Annotated in this window: 17 protein-coding genes and 1 tRNA gene; 2 read left to right on the top strand and 16 right to left on the bottom strand. The window is 72.6% G+C overall.

Annotated features, from left to right (window positions below):
- Nucleotides 1-33: 33 nt before the first annotated feature.
- The 3 genes from M4486_RS17945 to M4486_RS17955 form a co-directional block, all read right to left on the bottom strand.
- Complete coding sequence (locus tag M4486_RS17945) at nt 34-270, bottom strand: hypothetical protein (protein ID WP_249478691.1); 237 nt, start codon at nt 268-270, stop codon at nt 34-36.
- A 13-nt stretch (nt 271-283) separates the two neighbouring features.
- The gene (locus M4486_RS17950; RefSeq protein ID WP_249478692.1) at nt 284-538 is read right to left on the bottom strand and encodes a hypothetical protein; all 255 of its coding nucleotides are present in this window, start codon (nt 536-538) and stop codon (nt 284-286) included.
- 76 nt (nt 539-614) lie between these two features.
- Nucleotides 615-974: a hypothetical protein gene (locus M4486_RS17955; RefSeq protein ID WP_249478693.1), complete on the bottom strand. Its 360-nt coding sequence runs from the start codon at nt 972-974 to the stop codon at nt 615-617.
- Nucleotides 975-1,143: 169 nt separating this feature from the next.
- Here M4486_RS17955 and M4486_RS17960 point away from each other — a divergent pair.
- Nucleotides 1,144-1,231: transfer RNA gene (locus M4486_RS17960), tRNA-Ser, on the top strand.
- A 164-nt stretch (nt 1,232-1,395) separates the two neighbouring features.
- Here the strand turns inward: M4486_RS17960 and M4486_RS17965 are convergent.
- The 6 genes from M4486_RS17965 to M4486_RS17990 form a co-directional block, all read right to left on the bottom strand.
- Complete coding sequence (locus M4486_RS17965; RefSeq protein ID WP_249478694.1) at nt 1,396-2,277, bottom strand: hypothetical protein; 882 nt, start codon at nt 2,275-2,277, stop codon at nt 1,396-1,398.
- Between the two features lie 321 nt (nt 2,278-2,598).
- Nucleotides 2,599-3,441, bottom strand: a complete 843-nt coding sequence (locus tag M4486_RS17970) for a hypothetical protein (protein WP_249478695.1) — start codon at nt 3,439-3,441, stop codon at nt 2,599-2,601.
- Between the two features lie 339 nt (nt 3,442-3,780).
- Complete coding sequence (locus M4486_RS17975; RefSeq protein ID WP_249478696.1) at nt 3,781-4,743, bottom strand: hypothetical protein; 963 nt, start codon at nt 4,741-4,743, stop codon at nt 3,781-3,783.
- Nucleotides 4,744-5,044: 301 nt separating this feature from the next.
- On the bottom strand, nt 5,045-5,908 hold the full coding sequence (locus M4486_RS17980) for a hypothetical protein (protein ID WP_249478697.1): 864 nt from the start codon (nt 5,906-5,908) through the stop codon (nt 5,045-5,047).
- 97 nt (nt 5,909-6,005) lie between these two features.
- The gene (locus M4486_RS17985) at nt 6,006-6,806 is read right to left on the bottom strand and encodes a hypothetical protein (RefSeq protein WP_249478698.1); all 801 of its coding nucleotides are present in this window, start codon (nt 6,804-6,806) and stop codon (nt 6,006-6,008) included.
- 215 nt (nt 6,807-7,021) lie between these two features.
- The gene (locus tag M4486_RS17990) at nt 7,022-10,354 is read right to left on the bottom strand and encodes a GH92 family glycosyl hydrolase (protein ID WP_249478699.1); all 3,333 of its coding nucleotides are present in this window, start codon (nt 10,352-10,354) and stop codon (nt 7,022-7,024) included.
- Nucleotides 10,355-10,497: 143 nt separating this feature from the next.
- Between M4486_RS17990 and M4486_RS17995 the strand changes: the two genes are divergently transcribed.
- On the top strand, nt 10,498-11,706 hold the full coding sequence (locus tag M4486_RS17995; RefSeq protein ID WP_249478700.1) for an MFS transporter: 1,209 nt from the start codon (nt 10,498-10,500) through the stop codon (nt 11,704-11,706).
- Here the strand turns inward: M4486_RS17995 and M4486_RS18000 are convergent.
- From M4486_RS18000 to M4486_RS18030, 7 genes are all read right to left on the bottom strand, one after another.
- Nucleotides 11,616-12,467 carry a helix-turn-helix domain-containing protein gene (locus M4486_RS18000; protein WP_249478701.1) on the bottom strand — a complete coding sequence of 284 codons (852 nt, stop codon included), beginning with the start codon at nt 12,465-12,467 and terminating at the stop codon, nt 11,616-11,618. The genes M4486_RS17995 and M4486_RS18000 overlap by 91 nt on opposite strands.
- 83 nt (nt 12,468-12,550) lie before the next feature.
- The gene (locus M4486_RS18005) at nt 12,551-13,603 is read right to left on the bottom strand and encodes a CobW family GTP-binding protein (protein WP_249478702.1); all 1,053 of its coding nucleotides are present in this window, start codon (nt 13,601-13,603) and stop codon (nt 12,551-12,553) included.
- Between the two features lie 233 nt (nt 13,604-13,836).
- Nucleotides 13,837-14,460, bottom strand: a complete 624-nt coding sequence (locus tag M4486_RS18010; protein WP_249478703.1) for a biotin transporter BioY — start codon at nt 14,458-14,460, stop codon at nt 13,837-13,839.
- A gap of 123 nt (nt 14,461-14,583) precedes the next feature.
- Nucleotides 14,584-15,858, bottom strand: a complete 1,275-nt coding sequence (locus tag M4486_RS18015; protein WP_249478704.1) for an alpha/beta hydrolase — start codon at nt 15,856-15,858, stop codon at nt 14,584-14,586.
- Nucleotides 15,855-16,667, bottom strand: a complete 813-nt coding sequence (locus M4486_RS18020) for a heme ABC transporter ATP-binding protein (RefSeq protein ID WP_249478705.1) — start codon at nt 16,665-16,667, stop codon at nt 15,855-15,857. The genes M4486_RS18015 and M4486_RS18020 overlap by 4 nt, the downstream gene beginning before the upstream one ends.
- Nucleotides 16,664-17,752: a FecCD family ABC transporter permease gene (locus tag M4486_RS18025; protein ID WP_249478706.1), complete on the bottom strand. Its 1,089-nt coding sequence runs from the start codon at nt 17,750-17,752 to the stop codon at nt 16,664-16,666. The genes M4486_RS18020 and M4486_RS18025 overlap by 4 nt, the downstream gene beginning before the upstream one ends.
- Nucleotides 17,749-18,879 carry an ABC transporter substrate-binding protein gene (locus tag M4486_RS18030; RefSeq protein ID WP_249478707.1) on the bottom strand — a complete coding sequence of 377 codons (1,131 nt, stop codon included), beginning with the start codon at nt 18,877-18,879 and terminating at the stop codon, nt 17,749-17,751. The genes M4486_RS18025 and M4486_RS18030 overlap by 4 nt, the downstream gene beginning before the upstream one ends.
- Between the last annotated feature and the right edge of the window lie 108 nt (nt 18,880-18,987).

Here is an 18,987-nt window from a genome sequence, read left to right on the forward strand (position 1 = left end):
TCGGCCTACGGGCTGGGGAGTGGGGGCGCTTTCTTACGTCCGGGGTCGTGCGTCGATCGTCCGGGCGCGGTCGCGGATCTTCGCCACGGCCTGCTCGGAGAGGCCCGTCCGCTTCGCGATCGCGTACATGGTGACGCCGTGGGTGATGGCGGAGCGGATCTGCTCGTCACGCTCCTGGCGAGCCTCGTCCAGATCCTTCTGGGCTTCCTCGACTTCGGCGGCGCAGGCCTCGAGTTGGTTTAGGAAGTCCTCGGTGGTGTAGGTCGACACGTCGACTCCTTGTTCAGATGGTCTTGTAGGCGTCGCTGAGGCTCTCGAGGATCCAGTCGCGCTCCTGGGCGCTGACCGTGTCGTCGAGCGCGTTCTCGATGGCGGCGGCGAGATCTCGTGCAGCGCGGTGAGCCTCGTCGGCCTCGTGGGTGGCGAGGTGTCGAAGGATCGCGGGGGCGTACTTCTCGGAGAGGGTGCGACCGGTGGGGAGGATGTCAATCGCGACGGCGAGGTGCTGGTATGCGGTGAGGATGGCTGTGGTGGTCATCGTGTGCTCCTTGGTGGTGCGGCTGATGTAGACCACGATACACACCCGCAGTTGGGTACGCAACCCCGTTGGGTAACTATCTCCGCCCCGGATTCGCCTCCCGCAGAGCGTCCTTCCAGTACGGATCCGGCCGCCCCCGCGAGGTGGTGAGCCGAGCGCCCGCAAGGTGCACCCGGGCGCTCACCCACGCGAGGACGTACGGCTCCGCGGAGTCGAGCTGCCCGATCCACGCGTCCACGGTGAGGTCCAGGTGCTCCCCGTCCACGGTGACGCGCACCGTCTCCTCGGGAAGCGAGGCGTCCCGGTGGCTGTGCGTGAACTCGACGGGCGTCCCGCCGTCCACGGTCCGCCGGTAGCCCGAGACGACGCGCTCCGCGGCGGACAGCAGATCCTCATACGCGAAGTAGCGGGGGTAGCGGGCGCGCAGTGGGTCCATGGGGAGAGTGTGGCCCATCGGGCCGACGGGTGGGCGTCTCCGGCCGGGGTCGCGGTACCCTCGTGCGGGGCCGACCCGGAGGGGTCATGTGTTCATCTCGTGATCAACTCGGGGCGGTCGGGACCCGGCGCTGGTACGGAAATGCCCGTGACCAGCACCGGGACCCACTGGAGGGATGACAGAGCGGCCGAATGTGGTGGTCTTGAAAACCACTGTGCAGTGACCCTGTACCGCGGGTTCGAATCCCGCTCCCTCCGCCGTGGTGATGTCTCGGGGCATCGTGCGCGGATCCCGTGCGAGATCGTTCGCGGGACATGAAGCGGCCCCGCCGCCCGTGATGGGCGGCGGGGCCGCTCCGCTTCCGAGATCGGCAGTCCCCCTCGATGCCGGTCGGAAGATCAGTGCCCGCCGGTCGATGTGCTCAGTGCAGCGCACCGTCCGTGCGCACCTTGCCGAACAGGTACGACCAGCCGCCGTCGCCGCCGATCGCGGTGCCGTACCACAGGGTCCATTCCGGATCCGTGGCGCCGTTGGTGAGGGTCCAGCCGGAGATGCCGTCCCCGCCGTCGACGATCTTCACGTGCTTGATCGTCGTCTCGAAGGCGCCGTCGTCCTCCTCGGCGTAGCCCATGGAGACCGCGTTCCAGAGCGCCTGCTCCGCGTTGTCCTGGGTGACCAGCGCGGGCGAGTCGACCTGCACCAAGTCCCAGGCGAAGTCGGTGTGCTCCGGCAGGCGGATCGACCAGTGCTTCGTGCCGAGCACGTGCAGCAGGATCCCGGGATTCTCCGGATCGGTGCCGAGCACGTAGTGGGCCTCGGCCATGAGCTCCGAGTTGTCGGAGCCCGTGAACAGGATCTCGACGGGATCGCCGCCGACGGAGATGCCCGAGCTCGCCGACGGCGTGTATGTGGGGCCGCTCCCGTCGTCGTCGCCGTAGGCGCGGAAGTTGACGATGCCGTCGGCCTCCTCGAGCTCCTTCTTCGTGAGGTCCACGGGCGCGTGGCCGTACAGCGTCGTGAAGCTCGCGATGTAGCCCTGGTCCTCGGTGGGAAGGGGCTCGAAGTACACCGTGTCCTCCCACGACTCCGGGAGCTCGAGCTCCCCGGTCTCACTCGCCGGAGTCGCGCCGGCGGTCCCCGCGGCCTGTGCGGAGGTCGCGAGGCCTCCCAGGCCCACGAGGCCCCCGGTCGCCACGATCGCGGAGCGCAGGAACGTGCCTCGCGTGACGACGGATGGCGTGCCGTCGTGGGCTGCGGTGCTGGATCGCGTGCTGCTGGCACGCGTGCTGCGGATGGTGGTCATCGAGAACCACTCCTCGGTCTCGGACTCCGGTGCGGCGGACCCTCCGTCCCGGAGACCCGCCCTGTGCATGACTCAGGCTTTACCAACGCTTGACCGGACGTCAAGGGGTGAATCGGGGCCACAGGGTAAACCTGCAGGCCATAGGTAAGAAATTTGTTTTGCAATCGCCGTGGCAAAACGAGCTTACTTCTGCGTAAGGAGACGCCACGGGGAAGAGTCGTGCCCGGCTCCTCCCTCTCGCCCCCCCGACGGTGGGCAGGAACCGGGCACGACGATCATGGGCCGGGCGCGTGGGCGCCTCGGCGGTCTGCGGCGGGGCCGTCAGCTCTTCGGCAGCTCGGCGACCAGGTAGGTCCAGCCGCCGTCCGCGCGCACCGCGGCGCCGAACCACCGGCGCGTCACGCGGGTGCCGTGCGTCGGGAAGCGGACGCTCCCCACGATGTGCCGACCGCCGTCGAGCACGGTCGCGCCGCTCGCGTGCGCGGGGTTCGGGCCGTCCTCGCCGAAGCTGAAGCCGACGCCCTGCTCCAGCACCTCGCGGACGTCGGCCGTCGTCACCTTCGACAGCGACGCGGCCGGGGGAGTGCCCCAGACGATCGGCGTCCCCTTCGGCAGCACGAGCGAGGTCGCGCTCTTGCCGAGCACGTGCAGCAGCAGCGCCGGCGACTTCGGGTCCGCGGAGCGCAACAGGTGCACCTCGGCCGTGAACTTCCTGCCCTTGTTCCCGACGAAGCGGATCCGCACGGGGCCGCCGTCGAGGCGGACGGTGCCGGCGACGTGCGGGGTGAAGCGCTCCTTCTGCTCGTACTCGCCGTAGGGCAGGAAGTTCGAGATGCCATCCGCCTGTGCGACCTTCTTCGCGCTCAGCGACGTGAGGGGGCCCGCCCCGTACAGCGCCGTCCAGCTCGAGATGTATCCGTCGTGCGTGGAGGGCAGGGGTGCGGTGAAGGCGGTGCTCTTCCAGCTCGTGGGCAGCTGGACGGGCGATGCGGCCTTCGCCGGTGCGGCGGATGCGCCCGCGCCCGACGTGGCGGCCTCGGCGTCCGTCGCGCCGAGCGGTCCGCTGCCGAGTGCGGTGGCGCCCAGGACGCCGCCTGCGAGAGCGAGGCCCGAGCGGAGGAAGGTGCCGCGGGAGATGGCGCGGGTGCGGAGTTCGGTGGGCATGACCATGCCTCTCATGTCGTGGGGGATGGAATCATCGGCCGGGCCGGGTGCGACCCGCGTCGTGAACATGACCAACCCTTTACTAGGGCTTGACTCTCGTCAACCCGCCTCGCGGTGGAATCCGCGTCGTTGCAGGTCAGAGATACAAAATTAGTTCCATGCTCGGCGTGTCGCATCGAACAGACTTGCGCAGGAACGTGTCTGCTGCGTGGCTCGCCCGAGGGTCCGGGGTGTCCCACGACGGGTGCCGCAGCGGAGCGCGCGGGCGCCCGAGTGGTCGGGTGCCCGCGCGCTCGAGGGAGGGTCGGCGCGTGCGGGATGACGCGCTGGGGCGACGCCTCAGCTCTCGTCGGGCAGCTGCGCGCAGAGGTAGAACCATCCGCCGTCGCCGCCGACCGCCGCGCCGTACCAGTCGTGGTGCACACGGTCCCCGCTCACCGGATGGCTCACGCCGCCGGTGATGTGCTGGCCGCCGTCCAGGACCTGCACGTGGTCCATGCGGGCCGGGTTGTCGCCGTCGGGGTGGAAGCTCATCGAGACGCCGTCGGCGAGCGCGCCGCGCGCATCCTTCTTCGACACCAGTCCGGGGGAGTCCTTCTGGATGAGATCGCCGACGATCGGGGTCCCCTTCGGCAGAGCGATCGACCAGCCCGAGGAGCCGAGCACGTGCAGCAGCAGGGCGCGGGCTCCGGGGTTCGCGGTGCGCACCAGCTGGACCTCGGCCCAGACCTCGGAGCCGGCATCGCCGAGGAGGAGAAGGACCACCGGGCCTCCGTCCAGACGCGCCGGTCCGGAGACATGCGGCGTGAAGCCCTCGGACTGGCTGCCGGTGCCCTGCGACATGAAGTTCGCGATGCCGTCGGCCCCGGCGATGCGCTTCGCGCTGACCGACTTCACGGGGCCGTCGATGTAGAGCGTCGTGAAGCACGCGATGTAGCCGTCCTGCTCGGAGGGGAGGTCCTGGGTGAGGACGGTGTCCTTCCATTCCTCCGGAAGGGCGGGTCGGGCGGCCGGCGCCAGGGGCGCGGGTCCGACGGGGGCTGCTCCCGCGTCGGACCCGATCGCATGGGTGCCGACGGCGCCGCTGCCGACGATCGCGGCGCCCACGGCTCCGGCGCCGAGGGCGAGGCCCGAGCGCAGGAGCGAGCTGCGGGGAATGCTGGGGGCGCCATGGACGCCGGTCGAGGCGGGAGGTGCATTCGAGGCGAGGGGCGCGGACGGATCGTGCTGCGTGGGATGCGTGCGCGGGGCGGGGTCGGTGGGCTCTGTGGGCTCGAGGGGCCGAGTGGGCTGGGTGGACATGGTGGGACCTCTCCGGGAATGGGGAAGAGCGTCGGCCGCGCCCGCCGGGTGGTCCGACGCCGCGCTGTGCCATGAACGTGACCAACCCTTTACCTGTGCTTTACTGCCGTCAACCCCTCAATGTGGGCTCGAGTCGGTTCTCGCAGGCCAGAGGTGCGAAATGAGTTCCACGCTCGGCGTGTCGCATCGAAGTGACTTACATAAGCGCCGCGACACGGGCGCCCCTCCCGCAGGGAAGGGGCGCCCGGTCGGTCTTGCGCGGCGCCGGGGTGTCGCGCGATGCGGGGTGCCGGCGGGGTCCTCAGCCCTTCGGGACCATGCCGAACAGGTAGCTCCAGCCGTCCTCGCCCGGGTGTGCGGCGCCAGGGTCGGCCGGGAGCGCGACGCCGAGCCACGTGGTCCACGGACCGCTCGTGCCGTAGCGGGCCTCGCCCCGGATGTGCAGGCCGTCGTCGAAGACCTTCACGGAGCGCGTCCTGGTGGGGTTCGTCCCCTCCTCGGCGAAGCTGAAGCCGTATGCGTTCTCGAGCATCTCCGTCGCCGCCGCGGTGGAGACGCCCTTCGGCGACTTCGCGTCCAGGAATCTGGTCCAGCACAGGCGGGCGCCGGCCGGGTACTCGAACGGCTCATGGCCGCGCGGCGTCATGGTGAGCAGGACGCCGCTGGAGCGGTCGTTCGCGGTGCGCGTCAGGCGTGCGCTGCCGACGCGCTCCGACCCCTGGTCGCCGACGAAGCGCACGGCCGTGGCCTCATCGAGGCCGATGCCCTCGGCGACCTTCGGGGTGAACGTCTCGCCGCTCTCGTTGTCCGCGGGCTCGAACATCCGGATGCTCATGATGCCGGCGAGCTCCTTCGCGCTGAGCGAGGTCACCCGGCCCGTCCTCCCCTCGACGTTCTCGTTCTCCGGGTAGAGGTCCTCGAAGCTCGCGATGTAGCCGTCCGCGCGATCGTGCAGGGCGTCGCCGAACACGCTGCCCTCGAAGAACGGGGGCACGGGGGAGGAATCCCCGGCCGCTGATGCGCTCGCGAGTCCTCCGGATCGGCTGCCGGTGGCGGTCGCCAGGCCGGCCGTGCCGATCGCGCCGCCGGCCGCGAGGGCCGCGCCGCGCAGGAAGGCGCCCCGGCTGATGGTGTGGTGGGTGGTGGTGCTCCGGGTGATGGACATGGTCCTCAGCTCCTTGAACTGGTCCGAATGCGTGTCGCCGGATGGTGTGGGAGGTGGGGAAGGTCGACGGGCTGCCGTCGTGGCGCCCGCCCGGGGATCACTTGCCGGGCAGCCTGCTGAACAGGTAGCTCCAGCCGGATGCCGTCGGCAGCGCGATGCCGTAGTAGGGCTGGAAGCCCAGGCCGATGTCCGGGATCCAGCGCGCGTAGCCGGTGATGTGCACGCCGTCGTCGAAGACCTTGACGTCCTTCGTGTCGACCTGCGGCTCCCCGTTCGTCTGGTAGCACCAGGCGAGGGCGTTCCCGAGCTGCTCGCGGGCGTCCTTGGTCGAGACCGAGGCGGGATCGTCGATCCGCGTCGTGCTCCATGCCAGGTGCGCCTTCTGCGGGAGGTAGAGGGGCGTGACGTGGGGGACGTCGATCTTCGTGATCACGCCGTGGGCCTTCGGGTTCGCCGTGCGCACGAGGTACGCCTCGGCGTCGACCCGCGTGCCCTTGTCCCCGTTGAGGCGCACGAGGATCGACCCCCCGTCGAGGTCGAGCGATCCCGTGGACTTCGCCGTGAACATCTCGCCCTCCTTCGCGCCGCGGGGGAGGGTGCCGGCGAACTGGGCCTCGACCTCCTTCGCGCTCAGGGTGGTGGGCGTGCCCTCCTGGTAGAGGACGCTCAGGCCGTCGATGTAGACCTTCTTGCCGTTCCCGAGCCCCGTGCCGAACACGGTCTGGTCCCAGCTCGCGGGAACCGTGAAGTCGCCGTCGGCCTTCGCGGGCGACGTCCCGGCGGGGGCGGCGCCCGCTGCCGTGGCCGCGCCGATCCCGGCGATGCCGCCGGCTGCCGCGAGTGCCCCGCGGAGGAAGGATCCGCGACTGATGTCGTGCTGCGTGGTGTCGGTGGACAAGGAACTCAACTCCTCGTTCTGGTCCGGTGTCGACGGGAGCGATCCGCCCGTGCCGCCGCTTCCATGACCAACCCTTTGCCAAAGCGTGACCGAGGGTCAAGACCGAGCGAGTGAACATTCCGGAAACCGGCCGGTCAACGTAAGAAACTTTCTTTTGTGCTCGGCGTGTCGCGCGGAAGGAGTCGACGGCGGGGCCGACGCCGCGGCGCTGGACCTCAGCGCAGCGGCGCAGGGGCCAGCAGCTCGATCTGCGCGAGAGCGATGGGGGAGCGCGCGCCCGTGAGCACCAGCCGGAAGCGCACGGGACCCGAGAGGGGCGAACCGTCGGCGCCTCGCACGTCGGGCAGGGCGAAGGGGCGGGTCTGTCGGCGCCACCGGAACGTCTCGCCCGAGCGCTCGTCGACGACCCGCCAGGCCGCGGACGCTCGAGCGTCCCCGTCTCCCGGAGCATCCGCCGACGCCTCCTCGGTTCCGGGTTTCTCGTCGTCCTCGCACACCTCGAGGCGCCAGGAGGACGGATCCTGACCCTCGTGGGCACCGGAGGTGAGTGTGAGGAAGCGCGGGAAGGGGCGACCCGGCGACGGAGCCGTCAGCGGAAGGTCGATGATGATCTCGCCGTCGACGGGCTCGAGCACGGTCTCCGTGCGGGAGTCGTCGTCCAGGAGCGGATCCTCCGGGTCCCGGGCGAGCAGGTCGACGAGAGGGCGTGGGGCCTCGCCGGGCGGCGTCGGGGAGTCGGGCGGGGCATCGGACGGTCCCGGCTCGGCGCCCAGCTGCACGCGGATCTCGCCGCGCAGGTCGCCGTGGCGCAGGAAGGAGGTCGAGCGCAGCGTGCCCTCGCGCCGCACCGCCTGGATGTACGGATGGTCCATCGCCTGGTCCTCGACGCGGATCGTGAACTCCTCGCCGCCCAGGGGCCGCACGTGCGCGACGTCGAACAGCGGTGCGACCAGGTGGTACACGTCGGTGCCGAGCTGCAGCGGGTAGAGCCCGAGCGCCGTCAGCAGCCACCAGGCGCTCATCTCGCCGTTGTCCTCGTCGCCCGGGTACCCCTGCCCGATCTGCTCCCCGGTGAACAGGCGCCGGTGCACCTCCCGCACCACCTCCTGCGCGCGATGGGGCGCGCCGGCGTGGTGGAACAGGAACGGGATGTGATGGCTGGGCTGGTTGGACATGCCGAACTGACCCATGCGCACCGCGCGCGCCTCGTGCATCTCGTGGATGACACCGCCGTAGGTGCCGGGGCGTCGGCCCGTCTCGGGCGTCGCGAAGAACTCCTCGAGCTTCGCGCGGAGCTGCTCACGGCCCCCGTAGAGCGCGGCCAGACCCGCGCCGTCGTGCGGCACGTGGAAGGCGAAGTTCCAGCCGTCGGTCTCCGTGAAGTCGCCGCCCCAGTCGCGAGGGTCGAACTGCTCGGGGCTCTGCGCGAAGGCGCCGTCGGACCGTCGGCCCTGGAAGAAGCCGATCGCCGGATCGAACAGCAGCGCGTAGCCGGCGCTGCGCGCCTCGAGGTAATCCGCTTCCTCACGCAGGGCGCGGCGCCGCTGCTCGGACAGCCCGTGCGACCCGGAGTCCGCCGAGGCCTCGGAGATCTCGGGGGCCTCGGCGAGGAGTCTCGCCTGGCGGGCGAGACCCTGGTCGTTGATGTGGGCCTCGAGCGTCCAGGACACCGACTCGGGGGTGTCGGTGTCGACGTACCCGGTGAACATCGCCCGCTCCGCCCCCTTGCGGCCCACCAGCGGATCCGGGGAGGCGACGGTCGCATTGCGCAGGCCCGCCTCGTAGGTCGCGAGCGGATCGCGCAGAGCGACGCCCTTGACCTGCGCGTCGGCGAAGGCGACGTCCGAGCTCGTGCCGGTCATGCAGTCCGCATAGCCGGGGGAGGACCAGCGCGGGATCCAGCCGCCCTCGCGGTAGTGCTGGACGAAGCCGTCGACGAGCCGCGGCGCGAGCTGCGGGTACAGCAGCGCAAAAGCCGGCCAGCAGGTGCGGTAGGTGTCCCAGAAACCATGATTGACGAACAGCTCACCGGCGATCACCTGGGCGTTCGTGCGCGTGTCGGTGACCTCGCCGCGCGTGGGCGCCACCGGTGAGGCGTGCATAGGCCGGGGATCGCGGGCCGAGCCCGTGTTCTCGTGCTGGGAGTTCGGGTAGAGGTTCAGGCGGTAGAGGCTCCCGTACAGGGTGCGGCGCTGCGGGGCCGTCGCGCCCTCGACGCCGATCACCCCGAGGCGCTCGGTCCATGCGGCATGGGCCGCGCGCTGGATCGTGCGCAGGTCGCGGCCCGCGAGCTCGAGGTCGAGGGTGTGCCGGGCCTGCTCGACGCCGATGAAGCTGGTCGCCAGGCGCACGGTCACCGTGCGGACGTCGTCGGCGAAGGTCGCGACGCGCGCGCTCGCGAAGTCCCCGCCGGCGGGCCCGACGTGCTCGGGCAGCGGGTCGAGGGTTCCGGCGACGAACATCCGCGAGCGTCCCGCGGAGCGCTCCTCGCCGTCGGTGCCGTTGTCGACCCAGCCCGCGAAGGTCCCGTCGAACACCGCGCCCGCGAGATCGAGGCGCGTGCTCTCGTCGGCCCCCTCGAGGAGCAGGCCGCGGCGGCGGCCCGCCTCGGGGAAGGTCACCTCGAGCACGGCGCCGTGGTCGCTCGGGGCGAGGCGCAGCCGCGTGCCGTCCTCGAGGGCGACCGCGTAGAGGTCGGGCCGGGCGGTCTCGTCCTCGTGGGTGAAGGCGCGGGAGCGCCCGGCGGGAGTCGCGTCGGAACCCGTCAGCGGCATCATGATCAGCTGATTGCGGTCGCCCATCCACGGGCTCGGCTGGTGCGAGACGGCGAGCCCCTGCAGCCGCGGACGGTTCTGCGCATCGTTCGCGCGCTGGTACTGGTACGGCCATCGCAGGGAGCGTGCGTCGGTCATCGGTGTGAAGAACGCGAAGCCGTTCGGCCAGGCCGTGATCGGCAGGTTGTTCCCGCGCGAGAAGTCGCCCGAGGCGTTCGTGCCGCGGCGGGTGTCCACCCAGGCCACGGGATCGTCGACGGGCGGGTCGGTGGGGATCGGCTCGATGCGCGGCGGGTCGAACCAGGCGGTGAGGGCGGCCCCGGCCCCGGCCCCGGCGGGCGGATCGGCGACCACCAGCACGCCCACGATCGTGCGGCCGACGGCGGGGGCGAGATCGACCTGCACGTCGTTCCACTGGTCGGCGTACAGGATCTTCGCCGCGCCCTGCGCGGCGGCGTCGATCGGGGTCCCGTACTGATCGGGTGCGCCGAGCTCGGAGAGGCGGGTGCCGTCGGAGAGCTCCAGGTCCACCGCCACATGCGTCGCGCCCCAGGTGAGGGCGTCGTCGAGCTCCGGATACACGAAGACGTGCAGGCGCTCGCCGGGCGCGACCACGTGGAGCACGGGGTCGAGGGCGCGGTCGGTGAACGGGAAGGGGGCCTCGCTGCGCTCGCCGGCGGGGAACTGCGCACGCACCGCCTCGGGGGCGAGGAGACCTGCGGCATCGCGACTGGTGGGGCCGCCGACGGGCCCGCCTCCGGGGGTGAGGATCATCCCGCCATGCTACGCAGGTCACACCCTCCTGCCTGCGTCCTCCCACGCGCTGGTCGGCGCGCCGAGGAGGACTCCGGTCCCGCGGTCAGCCCCTGCGGCCGTGCGGTCAGCCCGGGCGACGCGCGCTCGGGGATTCTCGGGACATGACCTGTTCGACCCATGACCGCCGTGACGTCACCGAGCCCCTCGAACCCCGAGCCGATGCCGAGCCCCGGGTCGCGCGGCGGCGCGCCCTGATCACGGCGCTCGCGCTCTCGACGGGCACCGCCGCGCTCGTCGGCTCGGAGTTCGTGCCCGCCGGGGTGCTCCCGCAGATGGCGTCGGACCTCCGCGTCACCGAGGGGCGCGCGGGACTGGCCGTGGCCGCGACGGCCCTCGCGGGCGCGTTCACCGCCCCGACGATCGCCGCGATCCTTCCCCGCGCCGAGCGCCGCGCCGTGCTGCTCGCCCTGCTCGCCCTCGCGACGGTCTCGAACCTCGTGGTGGTCGTCGCACCGGGGCTCCCTCTCGTGCTGCTGGCCCGGGTGCTGCTCGGGGTCGCGATCGCGGGGTACTGGTCCTTCACCTTCTCCATCGGCGTGCGGGTGACGGGGCGGCCCGCCCTGATCTCGACCGCCCTCGCCCTCGGCACGAGCGCGGCGACCATCGTGGGCGTGCCGCTGGCCTCGGTGCTCGGCGACCTGGTGGGGTGGCGCGCCGTGTTCGCGATCATCGCCGCCGTCAGCGTGCTCTCCGCGCTCGTGCTGCGTGCCGTGCTGCCACCGGTGCCGGCGCTGCCCGGAGCGGGGATCGCGATGATGAAACAGGTGCTGCGCAGCAGGCTCCTGATGGCCGGGATCGTGGGCGTGGGCCTCGCGGCGCTCGCGAACTTCACGGCCTACCCCTACATCCGTCTCGCGATCGCCGAGGTCGCGCCCGCGTCCGTCGCGATGATCCTGCTCGCCTGGGGCATCGGCGGACTGGTCGGGAACCTCGTCGGCGGATACCTCTCGCGCTGGCTGCGCTGGGCCACGGCGGCGGCCCCGGCGATCCTCGCGGTGTCCCTGTTCACGGTGGCCTCCGCCGACCATGCGCCGCTGCTCGTCCTCGGGGCGGTCGCCTGGGGCGTCGGTTTCAACATGATCCCCGTGACCACCCAGCTGTGGGTGACGGCGGTCGAGCCGCACAGTGCGGAGGCCGCGGTCTCGCTGCAGGTCACGGCCTTCCAGACGGCCATCACGGTGGGTGCGGTGCTCGGTGGCGCCCTCGTCGACGGCGCGGGCTATCCGGCGGCGCTGCGGCTCGGCGCGGTTGCGGCCGTGCTCGCCGCGCTCGTGTTCACCGTGCTCCCGGTGCGGCCCCGGATTGACTGACGCCAGCGGCCCGGCGTGCAGCCCGTGTGCGCGCGGAAGGCCCGCACGAAGGCCTCGACGGACCCGTATCCCGCCGTGCTCGCGACGCGTGCGAGCGGGGCGTCGGTCCGGCCCAGCTCGTCCATGGCCTGCTCGAGGCGCAGTCGACGCAGGTACTGCATCGGGCTGAGTCCCGTGGCGCGCCGGAAGCGCTCCACGAGGACGGTCGTGCCCACGTGCGCGAGGGCGGCGATCTCGGCGAGCGTCCAGCCGTGGAGCGGGTCGCTGTCCATCGCTCCCGCCGCGCGGTGGACGATCGGGTCCGCCGCGGTCGACGGCACGGCGCCGCCGGCCTCGGTGAGCATCGCCGAACCGAGGATCTCGCCGTATGCGGTGGTCATCCGAGGTCGGACGGCGGCCGTCTCCGGTCGCATCGGGCACAGGTCCAGGAGGGCGACGGCGCCGTTCTGACGGGCGGCGAAGTCGCGTGCGATCAGCGGGGCGGCCGGTGGGTTCCTCCCGAGGCGGCGGAGGTCGGCGACGGCGAGGGAGGTGGCGGAGAGGGCGCGGACGGGGTGGAGGCGGGCATGGTGGAGGTAGGCGGCGTCCCCGCGCTCCAGGCGCTGGGGCCCCGTGCGTCCGGCGACCTCGACTGCGCCCTCGCGCACGAGCAGCCACAGGGAGGTGCGGTGAGGAGGCAGGACCTCGCTCGGGGCGAGCCGCACCGTGCGCGAGGCGGCGAGGACCCAGGCTTCCGCCGTCGAACCATCGGACACGTCCATGGCATGACGAACGAGGGGGAGGCGGCGAGAATTCCCCGGGGCCTCGGCCCGCGTCCCTCCCCGGCTCCCGTCGTCGGCGCCGCTCAGGCGCTGAGCCGCTTGAGCCGCAGGAGGCGGCGCATGCCCGCGGCGCTGGGATGCGCGCACGGGGCGAGCGCGGCGGCGAGCCGGGCGCGGACCGCGACCTCGTCGAGGTGCATGCCGATCGCGACCAGCCCCTCGGGATGCTCGCCCTCCGGCGGCGCCGTCGCCACATGCATCCGTCGGCCCACGAGGTTCAGTGCGAAGCGCCGCGGTTCGCGCGGCCCGGCGACGGCGATGATGCCCTTGAGGCGGAAGACCCCCTCGGGCGGGTCCTCGAGCAGATCGGCCAGGGCCGACGGGTCCACCGGGCCCTGGGCATGCACCGTGACGGCATCCGTGTGCTCGTGGACGTGCCGGGCGCGCTCCTCCCGCGCGAGTGCTGCGAGCGGAAGCTGGTCCGGAGGGTCCTCCGACCGGGCGACGTCCAGGAGCAGCGCCGGGTCGAGCCCTCCGTGGGGGACGGCCAGGACGTGCGCGTCCTCGCTCCGTTCGCGGACGCGGGCCGTGATCGCCTCGATCCGCCGTGCGGCGAGCTGCGCGGGCAGCAGGTCGGTCTTGGTGAGGAGCACGAGCGAGGGGGCGGCGTACCGGGCGGGCGCGGGGCGCGGGTGCGGTCCGTCCCCACCGGGGTCGATGGTCTCCAAGCACGTCTCGGCGTCGACCACCTCGACCACGCCCGCCAGTCGCGTGCGCTCGGCGGAGGAGAAGCGGATCATGCGCCCCAGCGCGAGCGGCTCGGCGGCTCCGCTCGCCTCGATGACGATGGCGTCGAGGGCCAGTCGGGGTCGGGACAGGCTCTCCAGGGCATCGTCCAGCGGCGTCGAGTCCGGCAGGCAGCACAGGCAGCCGCCGGCGATCGAGGCGGCGTCGTCGACCTGGCCGGTGACCATCGCCGCGTCCACGTTGATCTCGCCGAGGTCGTTGACGATCACGCCGAGGCGCGCGCCCGGCGCCGCCAGCAGAGCGTTGAGCACCGTCGTCTTCCCCGCTCCGAGGTGCCCGGTCAGGGCGATCACGGGAACGGGCTGCGGGGCCGACGGGCCGACGGGCACGGGCGTCCTCCTGGTGCGGGGTGGGCGGAGTGGAACGGGTGGTGTGGTGCGGGTGCGATGCGGGCCGGGACGGGGCCGCGTCCGCAGGTGCGGGTGCGTACGGACCGGCGCGACCGCTCTTTGATGAGAAACATTATCAACAAGATGGGTGGCCCTGAGACGCACGAGGCCCCGCGGGCGAACCCGCGGGGCCTCGGAATCCGGCGCGGCGCAGGGCCGCGGCGCGGAGATGATCAGTCGCGCTGCGAACGATCGATCGCGCGCACGCCGCGCCAGGCGAGCGGGATCGCGACCGCGGCGATCGCGGCCTTCACGACGCCGCCCGCGATGAAGGGCGTGACGCCCAGGGCCAGGATCTGGCCGAGGTCGGTGCTCGCGCCCATCACGGCGTTCAGGATCCAGGCCATGTAGGGCACGCCCACGAGGAAGGGCACGACGCTCGCGGCGGCGAAGCCGGCGAAGGCCTTCCAGGAGCGGCGGTCCCACGAGCGCTCGGCGAACCAGCCCGCGAGGTACGCGGCGGGGATGAAGCCCAGGATGAACCCGAAGCTCGGGGTCATCACGGCGGCGAGGGAGCCGCTGAAGCCCGCGAACACCGGGGCTCCGGCGAGGCCGGCGACCATGTACGCGGTCAGCGCTGCGGCTCCGCGGCGCGCGCCGAGTGCCGCGCCCACGAGGAGCACGCCCAGGGTCTGGCCCGTGATCGGGACGACGGGCAGCGGGATCTCGACCTGGGCCAGCAGCGCGACGATCGCGGCTCCGGCGATGACCAGTGCGGCATCGACCCCCAGCGAGCGATGTCGGTTCAGAGCATCGGCGAGGACGGGGTGCCGGGGGGAGAGGGCTGCGGCGGTCACGGGACTCCTTCTTCCGGGAAACGGACGAGCGGCCATGGTAGTGCGACCGGCCCCTCGCGCGGGCCGCGCGTTCACGTGGGGCCGCGGGTGCGGTCAGTCGCGATCAGTCGCGATCAGGCGTGGTCAGGGGCGGGCGGGCGTGAGCAGGGCGGCGAGCTCCTCGACCATCGCGGGCTGCCACCAGGCCCAGTCGTGGCCTCCGCGATGCATGCGCACGGGGATCGTGGCGCCGGTCCCGTCGGACACGGCGTCCGCGAGCTCGCGCGCCGCCTCGCCCATCGTCCCCTCGAAGTGTCCGGCGTGGAGGCGGATGCGCACGCTCCCGGGGGCCGTGCTGCGGAGTGCTGCGCGCAGGGGAGCTGCGAGTGCCAGGTGGGGATAGCGCCAGAGCGAGACCGACTGCGCGATGGCGGCGCCGATCCTGTGCGGTGCCCGAGCGAGGGCGAAGAGCGAGGTCAGACCCCCGAAGCTCGATCCTGTGACCACGGTGCGCCGCGGATCGGGCGTGGGGCGCAGGCGCGGCACCAGGGTGTCCGCGATCCATGCGGCCTGTCCGCCGGGCACGCCCAGGTCCCGGGCGCGCTCGGGCCACGCGTCGATGAACACGGCGCGCAGCGGCGGCAGCTCGCCGGCCCGGACGGCCTCGGCGAGCACGCCCGGGGTGTCCAGGCGATCGAGATGCGCCTCCCCGTCGGTGACGACGAGCAGGGGCAGGACCGACGGCGGGAGCGCGCCGTCCGCGCCCTCCTCGCCGTCCTCGCCCTCCTCGCCGTTCCCTCTGTCGACGCCGATCGTGCACCAGCGCGTGCGCGGCTCGCCCGCGGCCGTCGCCAGCTCGTGCACGGGGAGGCTGGAGGGAGCGTGCGAGTCGCCGACCCGGTCGCGGACCAGGTCCAGGACCAGGGAGCCGGAAGGCCGCGCCTGTGGTCGCGACGGCGCCCCGGTCCGCTTCCCCTTGAGGCCGTCGCTCCACCACGGCGGCTCGGCCGATGCTCCGTCGTCCCCCTGGTGCTCGAGGAAGGAGATCGTGGCGCAGAGGTCCCCGGGGACGGAGAGCACGCCCGTGAACCATCCGTCCCCCTGGGAAATGAGGTCGAGGCCGTCGGGGGGATCGGGGTGCCACCAGCCGTTGATCTGCGCGGCCACCGCCCGTGCGCCGGGCGCTCGGTGCTGCAGGCGGACGATCGCGCGATCGTCCTCGCGTGCGAGGACCTCGACGGCCGCGCCGCCGGGCGCGGACGCCGCGGGATGCTGCTCGGCCCGCACGACGCGCACGCGCTGGACGGGGGCGTCCGTCGGCCGGGGGAGCGGCTCCCACTCGGGCCCGGACAGCAGGGCCGCGAGTTCGGAGCGCTGGGCGTCGCCGGCGGGACGGAGCGCCGGCTCCTGCGCGTTCACAGCGGCACCACCAGGGGCCGGCCGGAGGTCGGATGCTCGAGCACAGCGACCTCGTGGCGGTAGACCTCGCGGATCCGGTCGGGGGTGAGCACGTCCTCGGGCGGTCCGAGCGCGACCAGGCGCCCGCCGTCGAACATGGCGATGCGGTCGCTGCAGCGCGCGGCGAGGGTGAGGTCGTGGAGGACCACGAGCACGCAGCGGCCCTCCTGCGCGAGCTCGCGCGCCCGGGCCATGAGCACCTCCTGGTGATGGAGGTCCAGAGCGGCCGTCGGCTCGTCGAGCAGCACCACCTGGGCGTCCTGGGCGAGGACGCGGGCGAACACGGTCCGCGCGAGCTCGCCGCCCGAGAGCGTCGTGACGTCCCGCCCGGCGAGGGCGTCGACGTCCGCCTCGCGCAGGCAGCGCTCGATGAGGGCGTCGTCATCCGGGCCGATGGGATGCGGGGCGCGGCCCATCGCCGCGGCCTCGCGCACGGTGAAGGAGAAGGCCTGGCTGTGGTGCTGTGTCATCACCGAACGGCGCCGGGCCAGGGCCTTGGCCGGCCAGTCCGCCGTCGGCGTGCCGTCCAGGAGCACCTGGCCGCTCGTCGGCCGCTGATCGCCCGAGAGCAGGGAGAGGAGCGTCGACTTCCCGGCGCCGTTGGGGCCGACGAGCGCCACGAGCTCGCCTCCGCTCGCCGAGAACTCGACGTCCCGCAGCAGCACCGCGCCCCCGATGGCGAAGCCGGCCTGCTCGACGCGGATCCACGGCTCGGTCGCGGGAGCACCGGCCGTCGAGGCACCGGCGTGCGTCCCCGTCTGCGCGCTCACAGCCGCACCGTCCGCGAGCGCAGCACGAGCATGAGGAAGAACGGGGCGCCCATGATCGCCGTGAACAGGCCGATCGGCACCTCGGCGGGAGGAGCGACGGTGCGCGAGAGCGTGTCCGCGACGACGATCAGCAGCGCGCCGATCACGGCCGACATCGGCAGCACCCCGCGGTGCGCGGGGCCGCAGATGAGGCGCACGATGTGCGGGACGACGAGGCCGATGAAGCCGATCGTGCCCGCGAAGGCGACGCTCGTGCCGGTCAGCAGGGCCGTCGTGCCGATGACGATCTTCCGGGTCGTGGACACGTCCAGACCCAGATGGTGGGCCTGACGGTCGCCGAGCGTGAGCAGGTCCAGGCGTCGCGAGAGCAGGATCATCACCACCACGCCGACGAGGATCACGGGCGTGCCGATCGCGAGCTTCATCCAGTCCAGATCGCCCAGCGAGCCCATCTGCCAGAACACCACGGTCTGCAGATCGTCGTCGTCGGCCGCGAAGGTGAGGAACCCGGTGACGGCCGCGAAGGCGGAGCCGATCGCGATGCCCACGAGGAGCAGCCGCGCGGTGCCCGAGTCCATGCCCGGGCGGGCGAGCGCGTAGATGAGGGTCGTGGCGAGGATGTCGCCCGCGAAGGCCGCAGCGGGCACCACCCAGGCGACCGCCGCACCGGTCAGCGGAGGCAGCAGCACGATCGCGGCGACCGCGCCCGTGGAGGCGCCGCCGCTGACGCCGATGATGCCGGGATCGGCCAGCGGGTTGCGGAACAGGCTCTGCAGCGCCGCACCCGAGACCGCGAGCGCCGCCCCGGAGAGCGCCCCGAACAGCACGCGCGGCATCCGCAGGTCCATCACCACGGTGGTCTCGAGCGGCGGGCGCGCGGCGCCCTGCCCGAGGATCTCGTGCCAGACGACGCCGAGGACCGTGCTCGGACTGAGCTGGATGGGGCCCGTCCCGATCGAGACGACGATCGCGACCAGCAGCACCGCGCCGCCGATCGGGAGGCCGATCGCGAGCGGCAGGCGCCGGGTCCGCTCGCGCGCCGCGCGGCGCGGGGCGGACCCGGCGGTGTCCTCGGCGGCGGTCACTTCGCGACGGCGGCGAGGGCCTTCACCAGCGCGATCGCACCGGCGCCGACGCCCACGCCGCTGACCTTGATCTGCTCGCTGGGCATGAGGAAGAACGTGTTCGAGGTGCCCGCGGGGGTCTGCGCGAGGGTGGGGAAGGCGGAGAGGAAGCCCTCGAGCCCGCCCCACTCCTCGAGATCGCCGTCGCCCGTGAGGATGACGTCGGGCTTCGTGTCCAGCAGGCCCTCGTCGCTGTACTTCACGGAGTAGCCGCGCAGGCCCTCCTCGACGCCGACGCTCGTCGCGCCCGCGGCCTCGATGATGTCTGCGGCGGCCGTGCCGGTGCCGACCACGGCGTTCGCGCCGCCCGCGCCGCTCGAGGTCACCGCGAGGATGCGCAGGCCGTCGATGCCGGTGCCCTTCGCGTCGGACGCGGCCTGGTCGAGCTGGTCCTCGACGGTGCTCGCGAGCTCCTCGCCCGCGTCCTTCGCCCCCACGTACTCGGCGACGGCGCGGATCTTGTCGGCGATGGGCTGCTGGTCGTCGACCACGACGGCGTCCACGCCGGCTTCCCGGAACTGGGCCGCGGGCTTGCCGTGGCGCTTGACGTTGTTGCCGATGAAGAGTGTCCCCTTGACGCTGAGCAGGCCCTCGACGCCGGTCTTCTGGCTGAACTCGTAGTGCTCGGGCGCATCGAGGGCGGCCTGGGCGACAGAGTTCGTGGGGGCCGCATAGATGTTCTTCTGCAGGCCCAGCGCCGCGAGGATGTCGGCGACGTCCTCGCCGCCGACGATGATCTTCGAGATGTCCTTGACCTCGACCTTCTCGCCCGTGCCGTCGGTGACCGTCACCGGCAGCTCCGGGGTCGCCGACGCCGAGGGCAGATCCGTGCCCTCCACCCAGGTCCAGCCCTCGGGCAGGTCCGACGGAGCGCCCTGCGCGCCGCCGGCCGCGGAGCCGGAGCCGCCGTCGGAGGAGCCGCCGTCCGAGGCCGCGTCCTCGGCGGACTGGCTGCCCGCACCGCATGCGGTGAGCGCGGCGAGGACCGCGGCCGACGGGGCGATCCCGAGCAGGGAGCGCCGTGCGAGCGGACGACGGACGGAGGTCTCGGGGGAGGAGGTGCGGGGGAGCGGGCGCGACGAGGTCACAGAACGGTCCTTCGGGTGAACTAGGCGGATACTCAGGTACGCCTAAGTAGGCGTGCAGGGTCTACTAGATCACGATATGAGGGGAGCGTCACCCGGCGGCGGCAGGGG

This window comes from Brachybacterium kimchii (genome assembly GCF_023373525.1).
Classification (GTDB): Bacteria; Actinomycetota; Actinomycetes; order Actinomycetales; family Dermabacteraceae; genus Brachybacterium; species Brachybacterium kimchii.

What these genes read in the sequence shown, in the direction of transcription:
- M4486_RS17950 (WP_249478692.1), bottom strand. Translation starts at nt 538, where the DNA reads ATGACCACCACAGCCATCCTCACCGCATACCAGCACCTCGCCGTCGCG.
- M4486_RS17955 (WP_249478693.1), bottom strand. Translation starts at nt 974, where the DNA reads ATGGACCCACTGCGCGCCCGCTACCCCCGCTACTTCGCGTATGAGGAT.
- M4486_RS17965 (WP_249478694.1), bottom strand. Translation starts at nt 2,277, where the DNA reads ATGACCACCATCCGCAGCACGCGTGCCAGCAGCACGCGATCCAGCACC.
- M4486_RS17970 (WP_249478695.1), bottom strand. Translation starts at nt 3,441, where the DNA reads ATGCCCACCGAACTCCGCACCCGCGCCATCTCCCGCGGCACCTTCCTC.
- M4486_RS17975 (WP_249478696.1), bottom strand. Translation starts at nt 4,743, where the DNA reads ATGTCCACCCAGCCCACTCGGCCCCTCGAGCCCACAGAGCCCACCGAC.
- M4486_RS17980 (WP_249478697.1), bottom strand. Translation starts at nt 5,908, where the DNA reads ATGTCCATCACCCGGAGCACCACCACCCACCACACCATCAGCCGGGGC.
- M4486_RS17990 (WP_249478699.1), bottom strand. Translation starts at nt 10,354, where the DNA reads ATGATCCTCACCCCCGGAGGCGGGCCCGTCGGCGGCCCCACCAGTCGC.
- M4486_RS17995 (WP_249478700.1), top strand. Translation starts at nt 10,498, where the DNA reads ATGACCTGTTCGACCCATGACCGCCGTGACGTCACCGAGCCCCTCGAA.
- M4486_RS18000 (WP_249478701.1), bottom strand. Translation starts at nt 12,467, where the DNA reads ATGGACGTGTCCGATGGTTCGACGGCGGAAGCCTGGGTCCTCGCCGCC.